A 20,393-nucleotide genomic window follows, 5' to 3' on the forward strand; every position below is an offset into this window, starting at 1 on the left:
CATCATCCCGCACGCAATGAAGCGGATCGTTCCTTGACTGAAATCGACAGACCTCGCGCCGCGCCCCTTCCCCTGCGCGAGGCCACAGGCGGCGACGGGCGCGCGCAGGCGTCCATCCGCCACGTCGCCCGCGCCGGCGGCGCGCTGGCGGTTTGCCTCATTGTCTGGCTGTCGCTGATCCCCGGCGCGATGCAAACCCGCACGCCGCTGCCGAAACAGGGGGAGCATTTCCTTGCGTACCTGCTGACCGCGGCGTGTATCGCGCTGGCTCTGGGCCGCCGGCGATCACGCCTGTACGCGGCGGGCGCCCTCATGGCGCTGGCGGGCGCGCTGGAGATTGGTCAGGCGCTTGTTCCAGGACGCACGCCGGGCCTGGGGGATTTTCTGGCGAGTTGCCTCGGCTCCTGGGCCGGCGTTGGTCTGGCGAGCCTGACCATTGCGCTGTTGCAACGCTTCTCCGGGACAACGGACAGGCAATGACCCCGCGCTTCGCGCCATATCGCCAGTTTCCTCGCGACGGCCGGCGGAGCGCTGGTCCCGGCTTCCCTGATTTCTGGTTCGGGTGAAGCCGGCGGCCGGTCCCTCACCGCGGGTCCATGACCTTACGGATCCGTCCGTACGAAAGCCAGGCCCGCGAACATGGGCACATACAACTCGGGATGGAAGGGAATGTCACAGGCCAGTTCAACGACATCCCACGCGTCTTTCAGGGCGTAACCCTGCGCGGTGACCGCGGCGATGAAATCGCTTCTGCGCCACACGCGATAGGGGCAGACCGCGGGCCCGAAGTTCTGCAGGGTCCAGTAATCCGCCGCAGCCGCCAGCGGCAGCTTGTTCAGAACCACGGCCCTTGGCCGTTTCGCCAGCACGGCGCCCAGCGTCCCCAGACCATCGGGCATGTATTGCATGGCCCCGGCGGAGAAGAAGACGTCGCACGCCCCTGCGGCGTCGAGGCTGTCAACGAACGTCACGCCGCCCAGATCGCCCTTCTCCGCCAGGCTGGCGCCGAACCGCGCCACCGCCGGCGTTTCCACGACAGTCCAGTGCACGCCCCGGGGCAGCGGCGCGCGCGCCGTATGCAAACGCTGGGTAATCGCCGCGCCGCCGCCAAGGTCAACAATCCGGTCGCCCGGCCGCAACAGCTGTGACAACCAGAACATGGACGCATAGACGCTCGGCTGTCGCGATAGCGGCGCGTCGAATATGGCGGCGGCCGCGTCATGATCCCAACCGGCCAGCCGGTCGGACGGGATCGCGGCCATCGCCTCATCCCAGGACCCGAAGCAGCCGTTGAATACGCCGCCCACATTGAGGCGGTACAGCGCCCAGCGGCTGTAGGCCGCCCTGACCCCCGGCGCCTGTCCGATAAGTCCGCCAATGCCGCTCCGGCATAACGATATACGCGCAACTGAGGTGAGTGCTGACGTCAACATTGAGCCCCCCGGCTTTTCACGCCTGGCGCCATGCGCGCAGCCGCGCCCGGAACACCTCCGGAACGCGTCGGCGCCTGCGTCCCTTCCCGGTCATGGACCGCCAGCCCGCCGAACGGGCTGGGAAGATGGGCCATGGCCCCGCGTCATACCCACAGCCGTCAGCCGGGGGTCCCCAGACTCTGGGTCAGGAAGGCGACCTCGGTGCGGTTGCGCGCCTTGAGCTTTTTCATGATCGTGCGGACATGCACCTTGACCGTGCTCTCACACATGTTGAGTTCATAGGCGATCAGCTTGTTGGGCATTCCCTTGCGCAAGGCGCGGGCGACGGCCAGCTGTTTCGGTGAAAAAAGGCCGGCCAGTTCGGCTGACCCGGGGGCCTGCGCCGCGTGCGGTCGCGCCGCCGAGGCAAGACAGGACGCCGGAATGAACGCGCCGCCCGCCCGGACCAGATCGAACACCCGGATGGTGGCCTTCAGGCCAAGGCTTGTCGGGATGAAAGCGTTGGCCCCGGCGTCCATGACCTTCTGCACAAAATCCAGATCCTCATGATTTGACATCAACGCCAGGGGCGCTTCGGCCGAGGCCCCGCGCACCGTCGTGACCTGTTTGCCGATGTCCTCCACGCTTCCGGGGGAGACATCGTCCGCCGCCCGCCACAGCACCACCAGGTCCGTCTCCAGCACGGCGTCGCTTTGCGCCCATTCCTCCACGGACCCGAACGCCAGAAACCGGGTTGCCGGAGCCACGTTTTCCAGTGAGGCAAGCACGCAGTCGCGAAAGAAAATCCGTGGCTCGATCACCACCGTGCATGGCGCCCCTGCGGAACTGTCGGCATCCTCATCCACACGCGGCCCCGACGAACCGTCATGCCCCCGATACCGGCCTGCATCGGCGCGCAAAGCCGTCGACCAGCCGTTTTCCAGGTGAGACCGCTTCCGGTTGTCGATCATTGCAGCAGTTTCTGTCACGTTTGCCTCCTGTCGCCGCAATACCGCCGGATGCGCGTTCTTCCCCCGTGAGGCGTGTCAGCCACCGCTGTCCGCAGCGGCGTCCCTGCCCGGGCGACAACCGCCCGGGATGGACGCATGACTGCACGCAGCGACCGTCAATGTCCGGATATTCGCGTCACACCATGTGTGACTTCGCCCCCGGACTGCCCGCACGCCAGAATATCTGTTTCGATGAGAAAACCTGCCCCGGAGCCCCTGAAGGTCGACGCTGGATACCCCATCCCCCTCTCTTCGCGCATCTGGCCTGTGTCGGCACTTTATCATCGCACAAAACAGAAATCACCGACGGAACGGCTTGTTCCGGGCAGAATAACTGTCAAGTTTGGGGGGAATGCCGTAACGGCCACGCTTTGTCGCCGTCTTATGACATGAAATATTTAATCAAATCATGGATCATGTGCACATTTTGACGATAATTGCCTTGATCAATAAAGAATTTAACCAAATTTTAACGAAATTACGTAGATTATATTGCATGGTCAATTTGAGTTCACGGATATTTTATCAGCTAATTTTCCATAGCAGTCCCTGACCCGACCCTGCGAAATCCGCCGCATAACGAAACGGTGATCGCCCGTTTTACTGAATCCGGATCGACAGTTCGGTAAGGGACGCATGGCCGGGTGGCGGCCCGGCGCCTCATTTTTGGCCGTTCACGTTTTCGTGATTACTGTTGAGCTGAAGTTATTAAATTGTTGGCAATTACAATTGCACGCATCAATTCGCCTTAAAAAACAACGTATTTTCGGGAAGTTCGCCGAAATCTGCGTCAAACCCAATCGCGAGTCGTATTAAACGGCGCAAAATGCACATTCTCACGATCTATATACGACTTCCGATAGACTGCGTGTCAACGGACGGGAGCGCGTCTACTTCTTTTGTGCACGCCAATGTGAACGCCCTGATGGTCACCCCCATCGCAACGCGGGCATCGTCAGGGCGCCGGGTCAATTTGCGGACCGCGCGACAACGCCACGTCGCCCGCCGCCCCAGCGCGACCCGCGGCGCACGATGGGAGCCGCGGCGCAGCAAGCGAGCCGCAGCGCGCCCCACCGCCTTTTTTGCCGCCGCGCCGTACTTCATTCTTGTTACGCCGCCGCCCGATAGCCATCGTCACAGGACGTCGCGCCGGCGCCAGGATGCGCATTATCGCATCGCATGGGCGGCAAAATGCAGGTAGACGTTGATTTCTCACTGGCGCTGAATGACCGCACCGGAAAGCTGTTTCTCGGACGGGACATCATCGCCGCGCTGGGCGACAGGGTCGGCGCGGTGCGCTATGGGCGCCTGCGCGCCTGTCCCGCCGGCCATCTGGCGCGGCGCATTGCCGGGCGGCTGACCCACGAAGAAACGCTGGCCCGCGTTTTCCGGCCTGCCCTGCTGGCCCCGTTGCCGGCCGTGCGCGAGCCGCATCCGACGCTGCATCTCGACCCTCTCAGCGTCGTGCGCCACCGGCTTGAAAGCAGGGATATTGTTCTGTGCCATGACGTCGGCCCGGTCACCCATCCGCAATACTATGCGCCGAAGGTCGACCGGCTGTACGCCCACGCCTATGGCCTGATCCGGCAGGCGCGGCCCCACATGGTGTTCGTCAGCAAGACCTCGCAGCGGGAGTTTCACCGGCTGTATGGCGAGGACTATGCGTCGTCGGAGGTGATTTACATTCCAACGCGCCCCGGCGTCACCGAAGGCCCGGAGCAGCAGCCGGCCGGCATTGAAGCCCCCTTTCTCCTGACCGTGGGCAGCATCGGCGACCGCAAGAACCAGGCCCGCTGCATCGCGGCGTTCGCGGCCTCCGGTCTTGCCGGCGAGGGCTGGCGCTATGTGCTGGTCGGCGGGGATGAACCGGGAGCCGGGGCTGCCCGCCAGCTGGCGCAGCGCACGCCGGGCGTGACGGCGCCCGGATACGCGACGGACGCCGAGCTTCGCTGGCTCTATCGCCACGCCTCCGGCTTCGTGCTGATGAGCCTGATGGAAGGGTTCGGCATGCCCGTGATCGAGGCGACGGAATACGGGCTGCCGTGCCTCGTCTCCGCCGGAGGCATACTGACCGAAATCGGCGGCGCGACCATGCTGGAGGCAGATCCCCTGAATGTGACGTCGATCGCCGCCGGCATGCGGGCCATCGCCGGCATGTCGGCCGGGGAGCGGGCGCGGCGCGTGGCGGCGGCGGCAGAGCGGTTGGGGAATTTTGAGCCCGCCGCCGTTTTGGGGCGCTGGCGCAGCCTCATTGGCGGGATTGCCGGCGCCGCATGACCGCCGTTGCTGCTCTTCCATACCTTTCGTGCACGCTGGAGGCACCATGAAACACGCGCGTTTTCTCCGTTTCCGCCAGTCCCTTGCGCCGGTGACGAAGGCGCAGGCGGCATGACGACGCCCGCGCCCGTCGCAACCATCGCCATCTGCACGCATAACCGCGCCAACAGTGTGAGGGCCTGCCTGGCGTCGCTTGCCACGCAGGCGGCCGGGGCCGGCTTTCCGGTTCTGCTCGTCGACAGCGCCTCATCGCCCGGCGAAGCCAGGACGCTTGAGGCGATTGCATCCGCGTCGGGGACCGGCCTGATCCGCTGTGACGAAGCAGGCGTGTCATTCGCCCGCAATCTCGCCGCGTCGCGGGCGGAGAGCGAATGGATCGTCTATGTCGATGACGACATCCTTGCCTTTCCCAACTGGGCGGAAGAGCTCGCGGCGTGTCTCGCGGCGGCGCCCGACAATGTGGCGGTGATTGGCGGGCAGGTGCGGGCGCGCTGGCCCAGCGGCGCCAGGCATGACCACATTGGTCAACGCTGGAAGCTGCTGCTGTCGTGCACGGATGAGCCCGGATCAGGCCCGGCGGCCGACTTCAATATCGTTTGCGCGAACCTCGCCGTCCGTCGACGGGCGCTCCAGACGGTCGGCGGCTTTCCGACGCGGCTGGGCCGGGTCGGCGGGCGGCTGATCAGCGGCGAGGAGGCGTTCTTGATCGAGCGCCTGCGTCAGGAAGGCCTACATGCGCGCTATGATGGACGATTTGGCGTTGAGCATTGTATTCCTCCAGAGCGCCTGACCGTTCAGTGGGCCCGGCGGCGGGCGTATTGGGAAGGCGTTTCCCGCATCTGCATTTATCATGAACTTGGAAAACCACTGCCAAAGTCGTTAAATCCGGTAAAACTTGCCGCGAGCCTGCCGGTGCTGCTCGGACTCTCCGTCGTCAGCCCGGAGTATACGATCCGGTGCGCCATGGCGTGGGGAGCGCTCTCAACCCGGCTCTAGCGCCAGGGAATCCGGCGGCCGATACCTGACGAAGGCATTTTTCCGCAGATCCGCGCCGCGCATGATCATCATTGGAGCCCATCGTGACGTCAGACCAGCCGGCCTCCCGTCGTGACGTCGTCATCTGGCTGTTCAGCCTGCAAGCTCCGGCCCGTGCGCGCGCAATGCTGGCGGGCCTGCTGTCGGCCGACGAGCGGGCGCGCGCCGCGCGGTTCATTCATGATCTGCATCGCGACCGCTATATTGTAGCGCACGGGGCCATGCGCTGCATTCTGGGGGAGACGCTCGGTCGCCCGCCAGGGGACCTGGTTTTCGTCAGCAACGCCTGGGGCAAACCCGGGCTGGCGGAAGCAGGCGCGCCGTTCTTCAACCTCAGCCATACGGAAAATCTCGGCGCCCTCGCCATTGGCTGGCGCTGCCCCCTCGGCGTCGACGTGGAGCAGGTGCGGCCCGTGGAGGCGGACGTGGCGCGCCACTCCTTTTCGCCCGCGGAGCTGGCCGGGCTGTCCCGCCTGCCGCGGCGCGACTGGCTCCAGGGCTTCTATCGCTGCTGGACGCGCAAGGAAGCGGTGATCAAGGCGCTGGGTCTGGGCCTGGCGCAACCGCTCGACGCCTTCGACGTCACCCTTGCGCCAGACGCGCCGCCGCGCTTGCTGCGCCTCGCCGGACAGCCCGAAGCGCCCTCACGCTGGCAGCTTGCTCACTTCGCGCCGGCGGACGACATTGTTGGCGCCTTCGCCGCGCCATTGTCTGGCCACGAGATTTCTTTCAGACGCTGGACGCCGACAGATGCGTTGCCGGGCGCATCAGGCTGCGCCGCCAGATAGCGCTGGAAGAATGCCAGAAGCCGCCCGTTGATCTGCCGCCAGATTTCGGCGCGGTCACGTCCGGAGGGACGAAACGCCTCGGCAAAGGCCGGCATCAGCAGGCGGTCCGTGAAATCCAGATGGGTGGTTCGCTTGATGAAGAAAGTAAAATTGTCCGGCTGCGCCGCCTGCCGTTGCTGAAACGCCAGAACCTCTCCGTCCAGCATACGGTCGAACCGCACCGCGAGATCGGGCTGCGCCAGTTCTTCCGGGGTTGGCGGCCCGATATCCGCCGACAAAAAGAGATAGGGCGCCAGAACGCCGCCGCGCGCGGCCTGCCCCAGAACCAGCCCGTCGAGATTGGCCACTGCGCGAATGCGTGGATCCAGCAGGCTGAGCTCCAGCGCGGCGGCGCCGCCGAATGAAAAGCCGGACGCGCCAATACGGGTCGCATCAATATGTGGCCCCGTCTCCGGGCGCGCCAGCAGCGCTTCCAGCGCCTCCTGGCCGAAGCGCGCCTCCAGTTCCGCCCGCTGCGCCGCCGGAGCCCGCGACGCCTGAAACGCTTCGGGTGACGTAAAGTCAAATGACGCCGCCTGGAGCCTGCCCGCAACGCCCTCCCGCCGCTCCAGGTGAACGATGTCATTCAGGGTCGCCACCACATAGCCATGGCTGGCCAGCTCGGCTGGCGTGAAGGATGTTTCGGTTTCGCGCCCGAACCATGATGGAAAGTGAACGATCAGCGGGAACGGTCGCGGTGTTTCGGCCCAGGGCGCATTTTCCGAAAAGCCGGCGGATGTGGGGCGCAGCAGCCGGCGGCGCCACCGTTCCGCCAGGCCCGCCCGGGAGGCCGCCGCCGGATACCAGAGAACGACCGTGACGCCGCCCCAGGACGGCAGCGTCAGCGCCACCTCACGCCGCCCGACAGCGAACGGCCCGCCAGCCGCCGGGCGCGGGGCGCCCATGAACCAGAGCGCCCGCGCATATTCCTTGACCGGCGCCGGGCCCGCCATCGCCGCCGCGACGCCAGCGCCGCCAATGGCCGCGACGATCGCCGTGACGGCGATCCGCCGGGTTATCCCGCCGCTGGATGCGCTGTCGCCGGCCATGATCTATCCCCGAGCGGCCCCTGTTTCGATCATGCGCCCGAAATGCGTGACGATGCAGGCGACGCCGGGGTCGTCCGGGCCTGGCCTGGCCGGCGGCATGTCGTGAACATGGATGGCGCCGTTGACGACGCCCTTCCATCCCAGCGTGCGGTCGATGCCAGGCCATTTCGGCGTATCCGGGCCAAGGAACTGCATCACCGGGCCGCTGACGCCGCGCGGTTCACAGGCGTCGCGCGCCTGCATCAGGGTCAGCAGGAAATCATCATTGAATTCCGAGCCCGTTCGCGTCGGCGCCCTGTCGATGAGGCCCAGCCGGACGGCGAGCTGGAGCAGTCCGCTAGCTTGCGCGAGACGGTAGTTGCCGAGAAACTCAACAAAGGTTTTTTCCCGTCTGAACACCCGCCGCAGGTTCCAGGACACGTCGTTCAGCCGCACCAGTTGCCGGTTCAGGAAGTTCAGCCTCCGGGCGTAGGTGGGATGCCATGCGTTGACGACGCACACCATCTCGACCACGTCGCCGGCGTCGCGCAGCTGGCGCGCGATCTCCAGGGCAAGGACGCCATGAACACACAGGCCGAACAGGATGTAGGGCCCCTTTGGCTCGACCGCGCGGATGACCTCAATGTAATCGGCGGCGATTTCGGGAAACGTCTTGCCGGCGATGCCATGGGGCTTGCCGGGCTCGAACAGCCGCACCCCAAAAATGTGCCGGTCCTCGCCGAAATCGCGGGCCAGGGCGAACAGGGTTTCCACGCTGTTGACGCCGATCACCGGCGTCCGGGAGCCGCGCGGGCTGACCTCCATGATCCGCCAGTCTTCGTCCCCGTCGTCACCATACCCCGTCACCGGCGCCGATGGCCCGCTGTCGAGTTCCACGCCGAGCCTCTCCGCCAGCCCCGCCAGGGTCGGATTCTGGAAGAACCGCGCCAGGCCCACCCGTTGTCCGAACGCATCGTGGATACGGGCCACCAGCCGGGCCGCGCGCATGGAATCGCCGCCCAGTTCGAAAAAGCTCGCGCCGGGCGGCGGATCATCACAACGCACCGCCGCGCGCCACAACTGCACCAGGCGCTCCGCCCGGACGCTGTTGTCCTCCGCCGGCGCGTCGGGCGACGCGCTGTCCATGACTTCGACAGCAGCGACATCGACCGCAACGGGCCGGGCAGCAGCAGACTGGAGCCGACGCCCGGCGCCGGATGGCGCCCCCATCGGCGGGGTGAAGGGCAGATCGGCGAGCGTCCGCGCCGGGTCAGCGCTGACAGCCGCCAGCAATTCGACGAATGACCGCACGACCCAGGCGACGGTCGCCTCATCAAACAGGTCCGGATCATATTCGCACTGGGCCCGCCAGCCGACTTCCCGCTCCACCAGATAGACGTCGAGATCGCGCTTGGCGCCTGGCGAAAGGCTGGGAAAACCCCGGAGCGCCACGGCGCCGGCGCGGGTATCCTTGAGAAATGCGCTGTTCAGGACCTGGAAATTGACGCCATGCAGCGCGCCCCGGCGATCGCTGGCCGGCAGGGTGATGCGGTCCGTCAGCTTCTCGAACGGCAGCGCGCCATTTTCCAGCGCCTCGCCAACCGTCGCCAGGGTCTCGTCCAGCAGGTCTGCGAAACGGGTTTCCGGCGCGCAGGCCATGCGCAGCGCCAGGGTATTGATGAACGGGCCAACAACGGTTTCGAGCTCGAGTTCATCGCGCCCGGCGATCTGGGTCGTGACGAGGATATCCTGATGCCCGCTCCAGCGATGCAACAGGGCGGCGAAAGTCGCGAGGCCGAAGGCGAAGAATGTCGCGCCCCGCGCCCGCGCCGCCGCCAGCGTCGCCTCCGCGACGCCAGCCGGAACCATCATGCCGAAGATGTCGCCGCGCCGGGTCGGATGGGCCGGCGGCGCGCGGTCTGTCGGAACCATGAAGTTCGCCAGTCCGTCCAGCCGCTTTATCCAGTACTGCTCCACCGCCGCCGCGCCGCCCGCCGCCAGCCAGGCGTTCTGCCACGAGGCAAAATCGCCGAACTGCATGGGAGGGTCTGGCAAATGGGGCGTCGCTCCCAGCGAGAGCGCGTCGCAAATGGCGGCGAATTCCCGCACCAGCGTCAGGTTGGCCCAACAATCACCCGCGAGATGATGCGTGGTGAGCAGCATGTGCGCCCTGTCGTCCGCCTGCTGCAACACCGTGATCCGGAGCAGGGGCGGCCGGAACGGGTCGAAGGGCGCGGCCGCCTCCTCGCGGCCCAGCCGCTCGCTCAGCGCCTCCTGCTCCGGCGGCGGCGCGCCACGCAGATCCACATGCCGGATGCGGAATTGCGCGTGGGGCAGCACGCGCTGCACGAGTTGTCCGTCCTGTTCGACAAACTCCGTGCGCAATACCTCGTGACGGTCCACCACCTGCTGCCAGGCGCGCTCCATCAGCGCGATCTGTATCGGCCCTTCCAGCCGCCAGCGCGCGGCGATGTTGAGGCACGGATCTCCCGGGCTCCGCTGGCAGCGGCGCCAATAGCAAGCTTGCGCGCAGGTCGCTCCGAATTCCAGCGGCTCTGGCAGGCTCAAGGCGGCGTTCCCCTGATGGCTCATGTTCATTGGGTTACCTCCGGCGGAAGTCGGCGAGGCGGGGCAACGGGCCCGCGGGCGCCGCCGCCATATCGCCTGGCGTCGTATCAATGGCCCCGGCGAGCGCCGCGATGGTGCGGCGGCGCAGCACGTCCCTGGCGGCCAGGTTGAGGCCGGCGCGGCGGGCCCGGGCGACGATCTGGAAGATCTGGATTGAATCCGCCCCCAGATCGAGGATGTCGGCGTCGATGCCGACGGCCTCGCCGCCGAGCACTTCCGACCAGATCGCGCAAAGCAGCCGCTGGGTGTCGTTCTGGGGCGGCGCGACAACCAGGGCCGGTTTTGCCGCCGCGCGCTCCGGCTGCGGCAACGCCTTGCGGTTGAGCTTGCCGTTCGCCGTCAGCGGCAGCGCGTCGAGACGGCTCCAGATCGCGGGAACCATATAGTCGGGCAGCGCCTGGCGGACTTTCTCGCGCAGCATCGTTTCATCGAGGGGCTGCCCGCCCGCCATCACCACCCAGGCGGCGAGGCGGCGATCCGGTTCAGCGCCGACCACGCCGGCGGCCGCGTCGGCCACGCCCGGGATGGCCCGCAGGGCGCTTTCGATATCCTCCAGCTCGATGCGGAAGCCACGCAGCTTGATCTGCAGGTCGCGGCGGCCGAGGTGCTGGATGCGCCCGTCGGCCAGCCGTTTCGCCATGTCGCCGGTGAAGTACAGGCGACGCGGCGCGCCATCGTCGAGCGTATGCCGGCGGAAGGCGGCGGCCGTCAGGCCCGGCTGGCCGAAATAGCCATTGGCGAGGCCAAGGCCACCGATCGCCAGTTCGCCAGAGGCGCCGGGCAGCGCCAGCTGGCCGCTGGCGTCGATGACGTACAGCCCGGTGTTCAGCACCGGCGCGCCGATGGTGATGAGGTCATCGTCTGGCCGGACCTGGCCGGCGCTCGACCAGATGGTGGTCTCCGTCGGCCCATAGACATTCCAGAGCGCGCCGGCGCCGCCCGACAGCTCCCGGGCGAGATCACGGGGCAACGGCTCGCCGCCGCACAGCATGATCAGGCCAGGCCAGGGCTGGAAACCCGCCTCGGCCAGCATGCGCCACAGCGACGGCGTCGCCTGGATATGGCTTGGCCGCTTCTCGGCGATCAGCCGCGCCAGGGCGAAGCCGTCCTGCACCGCCTGGCGGTCGGCGATGATCACCCGCCCGCCCGTGACCAGCGGCATGAACAGCTCGAGCATGGCGATGTCGAAGGTGGTGGTGGTCACCGCCAGCATCGAATCCGTCGCCGTGAAGCCTGGGCGCTCCGCGAATGACCACAGCAGGTTGGCGAGCGCCGCGTGGCCAATCTCCACGCCTTTCGGCGTCCCGGTCGAGCCGGAGGTGAAGATGACGTAAGCGGCGGAGGCATCGGCGCAATCCGGCAGCTGCGCCGCGCTGGAATCGGGGGCCGCGCCAGCCCGCACATCCACCAGCGGCGCGCCGCCGGCGATGCTGGCCCGCGCTGGATCATCGCAGACCAGGGCGCAGATGCGGGCGGCGTCAACCACCTGCTGCAACCGGCTTTCCGGATGCGCCGGATCAAGCGGCGTGAAGGCGTGCCCGGCCCGCATGACGGCGAGCATGGCGACCACCATGGCGGGGGAACGCTCCACCAGCACGCCAACCCGACCGCCGCCGCCAGGGGCCACGGCGGCGATGCGCGCCGCCAGCGCGCCGGTCGCGGCGTCAAGCTGACCATAGGTCATGATCTGGTCGCGCCAGACCAGGGCGATGGCGTCCGGGTGACGGGCCGCGACGTCTTCCACCTGCAGGGGAACCGGCCGCAGGTCGAGGCCGTCGCGCGCGGTGGCGTTCAGGCCATGGACCAGATGATCGACCGTGGCGGCGTCCATGAGGCGCAGGGTTTTCACCGGCTGGGCGGCGTCAGCGACGATGGCGCGCAGCGCCTGCTCGAAGTGACCGATCCAGCGGGCGATGGTCGCCGCGTCATACAGCCCGGTGCTGTAATCGCAGGCCAGCCGCAAGCCGTCAGCGTCCTCGATGATGTTGAGGAAGATATCGAAATTGACAAACGCCTTGGCGTTGGTGGCGACCCGGGCGGCGACCTCGCCAAAGTCCAGCCCTTCGCCCACGCGCTCCAGGTTGAACTGAACCTGGGTCAATGGCAGGCGGGAGGGGTTGCGGGTGACGCCAAGCTCCCGCACCAGCGCGCCAAAGGTGTAGTGCTGATGCTCGTTCATATCGAGCATCGCTTTCTGCACGGTTTTCAGCAGGGCCGAGACTGAGGCGTCAGGATCAACATGCGCGCGTAGCGGCAGGAAGTTGACGCAATGGCCGACCAGCGGCCCGCCCTCCGCCAGACTCTGCCCGGCCGTGGGAATGGCCATCACCTGATCGGTTTCGCCGGTGAGCCGCCACAGCACCACATTGAACGCCGCCGCGAGGGTGGAGAACAGGGTGGCGCCCTGTTTCGCGCCGGCCTGCTTCACCTGCTTCAGCAGATCGCCCGGGATGTGGGCGCAGAATGTGTCGCCCGACCAGTCCTTCACGTCGCCGCGGGGCCGGTCGGCCGGCAGGTCGGCGTCCGGCGGCAGCACGCGGAACTGTTCCATCCACCAGTCGCGGGTCGCCGGGTTGACGGTCGACGTCTGCTCCAGCGCATAGCTGCGGAATGGCAGCGGCGCGGGCAAATCCGCCTCGCGACCCTGGCGCCGCGCCTGGTAAAGCTGCGCCAGCTCGTCAAGAATGACGTTGGTCGACCAGCCGTCGCAGACGATGTGATGGGCCGTGAACACCAGCACATGCTCCGTCGGCGACAATCTGGCGAGCGTCGCCCGCATCAGTGGCCCATTGACAAGATCAAACGGCGTGCGGGCCTCATCGTCCGTCAGTTTGCCCAACCCGGCGGCGTCGGCGGAAAAGTCCCGCTCCGCCAGTGGCGTGGGCGCCGGCGCATCAATGAACATCTGCGATCCGTCCGGCGCGAAGCGCGCCCGCAGGGCGTCATGGCGCGCCACGACCGCGTCCAGCGCCAGGCCCAGGGCTTGCCGGTCAAGCGGTCCCGACAGGGTCAGCGAAATGGATTCATTGAAGGCGCAGGACGCCTCATCCCCCAGTTGCGCCGCCAGCCAGACCTCGATCTGCGGCTCGGTCAGCGGCGACGACATGGGCCAGGAAACTGGAGCAGAACCGGGCGAGGAAACGGACGCCGTCGCCGGCGCCGCCACGGAAGCCGCAATGCCTGATCCGGTGAGGATGCCGGCGCCCTGGAGCGCGTCGAGGGTCTTGACGAAGGCATCGTAGATGAACGCCATGTCGGCGTCGGAATGCGCCGTCGTGAAGTAGCAGGGGAAGCCCTCCTGCCAGTGCACGCCCATGAGACGCATGTGATGGTAGAACAGGCTGGCCAGCCGGTCCTCGCCGCCCAGCGCCAGATAAAACCAGCTGCTGTAGCTTTCGGCCCGGGCGCCAATGCCGCGCCGGGCAAGCTCGGCGTTGATGCGATCCGCCAGCCCCAGGGCGCGCGCGGCGAGCTGTTCCTGTAGGGCGGGGCCCTGCTCCTTCAGGTGCAACAGCACCGCCTTCGCCGCCGCCATCACCAAGGGATGGCGCACGAAGGTGCCTGCGAAGAAGGTCGGCGCCACCTCGGGAACCGAGTCGTCGCCATAGCGCCAGGCGCCGCCGTCGAGGGCGTCCATGAAGCTGCGCTTGCCGGCAAGCACGCCAACCGGCATGCCGCCGCCGACCACCTTGCCGTAGGTCGCCATATCGGCGCGAACGCCGAATACCGCCTGCATGCCGCCGGGGTGCACCCGGAAACCGGTCACCACCTCATCGAACACCAGCGCGGAGCCCGCCGCCTCCGTGATCGCGCGCAACTCCCGCAGGAATTCGGCGGGCTGCATGTCCGGGTGGCGGCTCTGCACCGGCTCGGCGATCACGGCGGCGATGTCCTCGCCATGCTGGCGGATCCAGTCGAGGCTTTCCGGCTTCGCCCACGGCAACACCACCATGTTGCCCACCGAGCCGAAGGGGATGCCCGGCGCGATCGGCAGGCCGCGCGGATCGTCATCCTGGCGGGCCTTGCCCTTCACCAGCACCTCGTCGAACTGGCCATGGTAGCCGCCGCTGAACACGACGATACGGTCACGCCCGGTCACGGCGCGCGCCACGCGCATCGCCGCCATCACCGCCTCGGAGCCGGTGTTACAGAAGGTGACGCGCTCGTTGCCGGTCATTTCCGCGAACAGTTCTGCCACCTCGCCGGCCAGCGGCGACTGCGGGCCGATGGCGAAGCCGTCGCGCATTTGCCGTTGCATGGCCTCCAGCACGAAATCAGGCGCATGGCCGAACGCCGTCTGCCCATAGCCATTGACGACGTCGATGTATTCATTGCCGTCCACGTCCCAGATCCGGCTGCCTTTGGAGCGGCTGCACACGATGGGATAAACGATTTCCTTCCATTCAGGACGGAAGCCGGCGGCGGTGCGGGGATCGGCCAGAACGTCGCGACGCGCGTCGGTCATGCGCTTCGAGCCAGGCGTGCGCGCCGTGTAGCGGGCGATGAGATCGGCCAGGAACGCCGCCTGCGCGGCGGTCATCTCGCCTCCGGCCGCGCCGCCGCCGGGGCGGTAAAGCTGATGACGCGATGCGCCAGCGTCCTCCACCGCCTCCGCTGGCCGCGCCGGCGGGGCAGCCGGCGCGGATGGGGCGGCGGCCACCTGCGGCGCGGCCTGAATCGTGGCGGCGGCGGATGGCGCGGCGGCGGCTTGAGCCGTGAACGCGACGGGCGGCGGCGGCGCGCCGCCGGCCTGGCCGAGCAGGATCTGGTTCTGCTGGGCGATGAGACCTTGCAAGGCCGCAAGCTGGTCGCGGAACAGACCTTCCACGCCCACGGCGGCGCCAGGCGCCTGTGGCGCCAGAAGCGGAGGCGCTGCCTGCGCAGCAAGCGGCGCGGAGGTCGTCTGGAATATGGCCTGGGTCTGAACCGGAACTGGCGGCGCTACGGCGGCGACAGCCGGCGCCGGGGCGGGAACCTTGTCGGCGAGAAATTCGGACAGCCTGGCGATGGACGGCATGTCATTCAGCAACTGCCGGAACGTCACCTTGACCTTGAAGGTCTTCTGCACCTGGGTCGCGACCTGGGCGAGGAACAGGGAATCGAACCCCAACTCCAGGAACGGGCTGCCGTAATCGGCCTCGGCAATGCGCTCGCCGGAAAGCTCTTCGAACAGCCCGGCGACCTTGCTGGCGAGCCCGGCCCCGGCGTCGCCGGCGCTGACAACTGGCGTGTGCGTATTCATCTGGACAGGATCCGCTTGCAGGAAGGCTGGGGAGGATGGCGCGGCGGCAACCGCGTTTGCCGGCTCCGCGGTCGTGGCGGGCTCTGGCGCGGCGACCCAGTAACGCTGGCGCTCGAACGGAATGCCGGGGAGCGGAATGCGCTGGCCCGGGCAGGCGCGGGCGCGGTCGAAGCTGGCGCCGTGACGCCAGAGCTGGCCGAGGGCGCCATGGAACGTCGCGATATCGTCGGCCCCGGCGCCGGGATCGGGCAGCGAGGCGACGGCGGCGATGTTCCGCCCCTTCGCGGCGCCCTGCCGGCACAGGCTCAGCAGGGTCGCGCCCGGTCCGGCTTCGAGCAACACCGGCGCCTCGAAGCGCCGCAGCAACGCCGCGACGCCATCGCTGAAGCGCACGGCGGCGCGACAGTGGCGCGCCCAGTAGGCGCTGGCGCCGGTTTCAGCTTCGGTGATCCAGTCGCCGGTGACGCACGACACATAGGGGATCGTCGCGGATTTTGGCGTGATCCGCGCCGCCGCGACGGCGAGATCGGCCAGCACCGGCTCCATCATGGCCGAATGGAAGGCATGGCTGGTGTGGAGCCGCCGGTGCATGACGCCGAGGCCGTTGAGGGCGCCTTCGAGCTGTTCGATGGCGTCGAACGGCCCCGCCGCCACCGTCAGGCCAGGGGCATTGACAGCCGCGATATCGACATCCGCCGGCAGCACCGCCTGGAGTTCCGCCTCCGGCAGCCGCACCGCCAGCATGGCGCCTGGCGCCGCCGCCTGCATCAGCCGGCCGCGCACGGCCACGAGCCCGAGCGCCTCCTCCAGCGTCAGCACGCCGGCGAGGCTTGCCGCGACAAACTCGCCAATGCTGTGGCCGATCATCGCCGCCGGCCGCACCCCCCGGCTCAGCCAGAGTTGCGCCAGGGCATATTCCACCGTGAAGATCGCCGGCTGGGCAAGGATGGTCTGGCGAATGGTTTCCGCCCCCTCCCCGTCACGGGCTCCAGCGCCATACAGCGGCTCGCGCAGATCAAGCCCCAGATCCGGCTTCAGGATGTCGGCGCAGCGGTCGACGGCTTCCCGGAACGCCGGTTCGCTTCCGTACAGGCCAAGGCCCATGGCGGGATATTGCGCGCCCTGCCCCGGGAACATGAAAATCACCGGCCGGTCGGTAACGGCCGCCTCGCCCACGACAATTCCCGCGCCTTCGCCAGCTTCCAGACGGTCAATGGCCGTTGCGACGCTGTCGGCGACGATCGCGGCGCGATGCGTAAAGGCGCCGCGCCCCGTCGCCAGGGTATGGGCGACGTCCGCCAGGCTGGTCCGTGGCGCCGCCCGCAATGTTTCCGCCAGCGCGGCGCGCGCCCGCTTCAGGCCATCCGCGCTCCGCGCCGACAGCATCAGCACGGAATGGGCGGCTTCCCCCAGTGCGGGAAGGCGCGGCGGCGCCTGCTCCAGACAGACGTGCACGTTGACGCCGCCGACGCCGAGCGCCGACACGCCGGCGCGGCGCGGACCGTCCGGCTCGCGCCAGTCCACCAGGGCGCCGGCGATGGCGAACGGGGTTTTCTCCAGTTCGAGGCGCGGGTTGGGGGTGGTGAAGTGACAGGTCGGCGGAATGACGCCGTGGTTGACGGCAAGCGTCGCCTTGATCAGGCCGGTGACGCCCGCCGCCGCGTCCAGATGGCCAACATTGCCTTTCACCGAGCCGAGCCAGGTGCGGCCGGGGCCGCCGCCCTCGCCAAAGGCGCGGGAAAGCGCCGTGACCTCGATCGGATCGCCCAGCGGCGTCGCCGTGCCGTGACACTCCACGTAGCCCACCGTCGCCGGGTCGAAGCCCGCGATCAGCTGCGCCGTCGCCACCACCTCGGCCTGGGCGTCGACGCTCGGCGCCGTGAAGCCAACCTTCGAGGCGCCGTCATTATTGACGGCGACGCCGCGAATGACCGCATAGATATGATCGCCATCGGCGACGGCGTCTTCCAGGCGTTTCAGCAGCACCACCCCGGCCCCGGAGCCGAACAGCGTGCCATTGGCGCCGGCGTCGAACGGCCGGCAGACGCCGTCGGTCGACACCATGCCGCCGTCCTGGGCGAAGTAACCGCGCTTTTGCGGGAAGGTGACCGATACGCCCCCCGCCAGCGCCATGTCGCACTGGCAGAGCAGCAGCGATTGAACCGCCTGGGCCACCGCCGTCAGCGAGGTCGAGCAGGCGGTGGCGATGGTCATGCTGGGGCCGCGCAGGTCCAGCTTGTAGGAGACGCGGGTCGCCAGGGCGTCGGCGATGGCGCCGGTGAGCGTCTCATAGCCGCCCACCTGGAAATCATTGGTGAACCGCTCCGCCGCCGCCCGGTCGCCGCAGACGTGCCGCAGCAGATAGGTGTTGTGGCTGCACCCGGCGAACACGCCGACGGCGCGCCCGGCGAGCGCCTGGGGATCATAACCGGCGTCCTCGATCGCCGACCACGAAATCTCAAGGAAAATCCGGTGCTGCGGGTCGGTCAGCGAGGCCTCGCGCGGGCGCATGCGGAACAGCTGGGCGTCGAACTGGTCAACGTCGGCGAGCAGCGGACGGACGGGGACATAATCGGGCTGCGCCCGCTCATCGGCGGTGAAGCTGTCCTCCAGTTCACCCGCAGCGAAGCGGCTGGCGGAATCGACGCCGGCGCAGATATTGCGCCAGAACGTTCCGACGTCTCCGGCGCCGGGAAACCGCCCGGCCATGCCAATGATCGCCACGCCGTCCAGATTATCCGCGTGCAGATTATCCGTGTTCAGGTCAGCCGCGTCGCGGTTATCCGTCAGGCCTGCCGCCCCTGCGACGCCGTCATGATCGTGGTTCATCGTCCCCCTCCCCTGACCAGCGCCATCCTGCGCAACGCCTCGGCCTGTCTGAGGCCGACCGCCGGCGCGCCATTGCGCCGGCGCGCCGGCGCGTCCTGCGTCTGGCGAAGCAGCCTGGCGAGGCTGGCGACGGTTGGATGGGCGAACAGCTCCACAACAGCCAGGTCCCGGCCCAGCCGCGCCCGGATCGCCGCCTGAACCCGCGCCAGGCCAACCGACGTGCCGCCGGCGTCGAAGAAGTTCTGCTCCGGACTTGCCGGGGCCTGCCCGAGCACGTCGCGCCAGACGCCGAGAACGAGGTTCTCCATGTCCTCGCTGTCAGCTGTCTCCCCGCCCCGCGCCGGCGGCGACGGTTCAGGGGCCGGCGCGGCGATATCTGGCAGAGCCTGGCGATCGATTTTGCCGTTGGGCGACAGCGGCAACGCCGGCAAAGCGTCGAACGCGACCGGGATCATGTGTTCGGGAAGTTTTTCCCCCAGGTAACGCCGCAATCCGGCCTCCGGCGGCATGGCGGCGCCTTCGCGCATCACCAGCCAGGCCAGCAGTCGTGGTTCGGCCGCGCCATCGCGCACCGCCACGCAGGCTTCACGAATGTCGGCGTGGGCGCAAAGCGCGGCCTCGATCTCCCCCAGTTCGACGCGGTGGCCGCGGATCTTGGTCTGATGGTCAAGGCGGCCGAAGAAATCCAGTGCGCCGTCGGCGCGCCAGCTGACCCGGTCGCCGGTGCGGTACATCCGGCCCTCATGGCCTGGAAGCCGTAACGTCATGAAGCGTTCAGCATTCAGTTCCGGCCGGCCGAGGTAACCGAGTCCAACGCCCATGCCGCCGATCCACAACTCGCCCTCCACGCCAGGGCCTACCGGCTGGCGCGCCTCATCAAGGACCGCGAGGAACACATTGTCGACCGGCCGGCCGAGGGGCGCCGGGTCTTCCCAGTTCGCGGCGCCCATCGCCCAGGCGGCGCAGATGTCCGTGCACTCCGTCGGACCATAGCTGTTGAGGATTTGCCCCTGGCACGCCGGGTGATCCAGCCACGGCAGCAGACGCCGGATCGGGATCGGCTCACCGCCGAGCACCACCCAGCGCAGCGACGCCAGCCGCTCCATGCGGCCGGCCGCCGCGCCCTCCACGAGGGGCAGAAACGTGCTCGGCGTGCAGTTCAGGAAGGTGATGGAGCGTTTCTCGACCGTCGCCACAATGGCTTCCGGGTCGAACACATCGAAATCCGGCAGATACAGCGTCCCGCCGGTCAGCAGCGGCGCATAGATATTTTTCTGGGTCAGGTCGAAACCCAGCGCGCTCACCAGCAGCGTTGAATCGCCGCCATTGAGGCCCAGCGTGCGGATGTACCACTGGAGCAGATTGGCGAAGGAGCGGTGCGTGACGGCGGCGCCTTTGGGCTGGCCCGTCGATCCCGAGGTGTAGATGACGTAGATGGCGTCGTCCGGTCCCGACGCGGCGGGGAGCGCATCGCCTGGCGTTTCGGCGATGGCCTGCGCCTGCGCGTCCAGCGCCAGGCTGGCGACCCCGGCGGGCAACCTGGACAGGCCGGCGGAGGTGGTGATCGCAACCCGGCAGCCGCAGTCCCTGACAATGAAATGGATGCGCGCTTCCGGGTACGCCATATCGACCGGCACATAGGCCGCGCCCGCCCTGAGCACGCCCAGAATGGCGACGACCGCGTCCACATCGCGCGGCAGCAGCAGCGCCACCCGGTCGCCGCGACGCACGCCTTGCGCCATCAGCTGACGCGCCAGCCTGTTGGCGGCGGCGTCCAGGCCCGCGTAGGTCAACAGGACGTCGCCGCGCCGCACCGCTGTCCGGTCAGGCGTTTCGCGCGCCTGGCGCGCGAAGGCCAGGGTCACCATCTCCCAGGCCATGGCGCGTAGCGGCCCCGCGCCCATGGGCCCCGTGGCGTCGGCGATCCTTGCGGGCGCCTCTTCCATCCTGACAGAACCAGCCTGTTGCATTGCCTGCTCCATCACCCGAACGTTGTTTCAGTCGCCGGGCCTGCCTTGCGTGAGCAGGCCGGTCACACGCGGCGGTCGCCAGGCTTGCCGATGGCCGTGACGCGCTGGCCCGGCGGCGCTCACGGCGACGTTGCC

Annotated in this window: 9 protein-coding genes and 1 pseudogene; 4 read left to right on the forward strand and 6 right to left on the reverse strand. The window is 68.1% G+C overall.

What is annotated here, in order from left to right; translation table 11 throughout:
- Positions 1 to 33: 33 nt before the first annotated feature.
- Positions 34 to 480 carry a VanZ family protein gene (locus EV666_RS09315; protein WP_245514327.1) on the forward strand — a complete coding sequence of 149 codons (447 nt, stop codon included), beginning with the start codon at positions 34 to 36 and terminating at the stop codon, positions 478 to 480.
- A gap of 122 nt (positions 481 to 602) precedes the next feature.
- Here the strand turns inward: EV666_RS09315 and EV666_RS09320 are convergent, their stop codons facing one another.
- The gene (locus tag EV666_RS09320) at positions 603 to 1,433 is read right to left on the reverse strand and encodes a methyltransferase, TIGR04325 family (RefSeq protein WP_132006556.1); all 831 of its coding nucleotides are present in this window, start codon (positions 1,431 to 1,433) and stop codon (positions 603 to 605) included.
- A 158-nt stretch (positions 1,434 to 1,591) separates the two neighbouring features.
- Positions 1,592 to 2,401 (reverse strand): helix-turn-helix transcriptional regulator, encoded by an 810-nt coding sequence (locus EV666_RS09325; RefSeq protein WP_132006559.1) that lies wholly within the window; start codon positions 2,399 to 2,401, stop codon positions 1,592 to 1,594.
- Positions 2,402 to 3,613: 1,212 nt separating this feature from the next.
- Between EV666_RS09325 and EV666_RS09330 the strand changes: the two genes are divergently transcribed.
- The 3 genes and pseudogenes from EV666_RS09330 to EV666_RS18615 all read left to right on the forward strand — a co-directional run.
- On the forward strand, positions 3,614 to 4,699 hold the full coding sequence (locus EV666_RS09330) for a glycosyltransferase (protein ID WP_165909954.1): 1,086 nt from the start codon (positions 3,614 to 3,616) through the stop codon (positions 4,697 to 4,699).
- A 111-nt stretch (positions 4,700 to 4,810) separates the two neighbouring features.
- Positions 4,811 to 5,695, forward strand: coding sequence for a glycosyltransferase family 2 protein (locus EV666_RS09335; protein WP_132006565.1), 885 nt, complete (start codon positions 4,811 to 4,813; stop codon positions 5,693 to 5,695).
- Positions 5,696 to 5,955: 260 nt separating this feature from the next.
- Positions 5,956 to 6,354: pseudogene (locus EV666_RS18615) on the forward strand (4'-phosphopantetheinyl transferase family protein); the annotation flags it as partial.
- 41 nt (positions 6,355 to 6,395) lie between these two features.
- Here the strand turns inward: EV666_RS18615 and EV666_RS09345 are convergent.
- From EV666_RS09345 to EV666_RS09360, 4 genes are read right to left on the reverse strand one after another with little or no spacing between them, the layout of a single operon-like run.
- Positions 6,396 to 7,610 (reverse strand): alpha/beta hydrolase family protein, encoded by a 1,215-nt coding sequence (locus EV666_RS09345; protein ID WP_132006571.1) that lies wholly within the window; start codon positions 7,608 to 7,610, stop codon positions 6,396 to 6,398.
- 3 nt (positions 7,611 to 7,613) lie between these two features.
- The gene (locus tag EV666_RS09350; RefSeq protein WP_165909955.1) at positions 7,614 to 10,157 is read right to left on the reverse strand and encodes a condensation domain-containing protein; all 2,544 of its coding nucleotides are present in this window, start codon (positions 10,155 to 10,157) and stop codon (positions 7,614 to 7,616) included.
- A gap of 34 nt (positions 10,158 to 10,191) precedes the next feature.
- A complete protein-coding gene (locus EV666_RS09355) occupies positions 10,192 to 18,288 on the reverse strand; it encodes a non-ribosomal peptide synthetase/type I polyketide synthase (protein WP_132006577.1) in 8,097 nt (2,698 codons plus the stop codon).
- The gene (locus tag EV666_RS09360) at positions 18,285 to 20,258 is read right to left on the reverse strand and encodes a non-ribosomal peptide synthetase (protein WP_165909956.1); all 1,974 of its coding nucleotides are present in this window, start codon (positions 20,256 to 20,258) and stop codon (positions 18,285 to 18,287) included. The genes EV666_RS09355 and EV666_RS09360 overlap by 4 nt, the downstream gene beginning before the upstream one ends.
- Positions 20,259 to 20,393 lie beyond the last annotated feature (135 nt).

Source organism: Camelimonas lactis (assembly GCF_004342915.1).
Taxonomy (GTDB): Bacteria; Pseudomonadota; Alphaproteobacteria; order Rhizobiales; family Beijerinckiaceae; genus Camelimonas; species Camelimonas lactis.

What these genes read in the sequence shown, in the direction of transcription:
- EV666_RS09320 (WP_132006556.1), bottom strand. Translation starts at nt 1,433, where the DNA reads ATGTTGACGTCAGCACTCACCTCAGTTGCGCGTATATCGTTATGCCGG.
- EV666_RS09330 (WP_165909954.1), top strand. Translation starts at nt 3,614, where the DNA reads ATGCAGGTAGACGTTGATTTCTCACTGGCGCTGAATGACCGCACCGGA.
- EV666_RS09335 (WP_132006565.1), top strand. Translation starts at nt 4,811, where the DNA reads ATGACGACGCCCGCGCCCGTCGCAACCATCGCCATCTGCACGCATAAC.
- EV666_RS09345 (WP_132006571.1), bottom strand. Translation starts at nt 7,610, where the DNA reads ATGGCCGGCGACAGCGCATCCAGCGGCGGGATAACCCGGCGGATCGCC.
- EV666_RS09355 (WP_132006577.1), bottom strand. Translation starts at nt 18,288, where the DNA reads ATGAACCACGATCATGACGGCGTCGCAGGGGCGGCAGGCCTGACGGAT.
- EV666_RS09360 (WP_165909956.1), bottom strand. Translation starts at nt 20,258, where the DNA reads ATGCAACAGGCTGGTTCTGTCAGGATGGAAGAGGCGCCCGCAAGGATC.